This is a genomic window from Pedococcus sp. 2YAF34, assembly GCF_052114585.1.
Classification (GTDB): domain Bacteria; phylum Actinomycetota; class Actinomycetes; order Actinomycetales; family Dermatophilaceae; genus Pedococcus.
In genome coordinates this window covers 1-415 of record NZ_JBFRFA010000124.1, presented here as the reverse complement: position 1 = coordinate 415, position 415 = coordinate 1, and the positions used below count along the sequence as shown (strand labels likewise).

At 67.5% G+C, this 415-nt stretch carries 1 protein-coding gene; it reads right to left on the bottom strand.

The features are described 5' to 3' along the window. The coding region (locus tag AB4Z02_RS19190; protein ID WP_441972971.1) for a dihydrodipicolinate synthase family protein at positions 1–415 on the bottom strand (415 nt) is incomplete at both ends.

Below are 415 nucleotides of genomic sequence, written 5' to 3'. Positions count from 1 at the left end.
CGTCATCACGGCGCGGACCAGCGGTTCGAGCGTGCGGTGGGCGGCCGTGGCGGTCGCGAGGTCGCCGGCGTTGACCGCATCCACGATCTGCCGGTACGGCCGGGCGGCGATGTTCGCCGTCACGCCGATGAGGCCTGAGGCGCCGATCGACAGGTGCGGGAGCACGTTGGCGTCGTCGCCGGAGAAGTACAGCAGGTCGGTCTGGTTGAGCACGCGGCTCACCTCGCTGAAGTCGCCCTTGGCGTCTTTGATGGCGAGGATGTTCGGGTGCTTCGCCGCGCGGAGGATCGTCTCGTACTTGATCGGGACGCCGGTGCGCCCCGGGATGTCGTACAGGATGACCGGAAGATCCGTCGCGTCGGCGATCATGCGGAAATGGGTCAGGATGCCGGCCTGGGTCGGCTTGTTGTAGTAC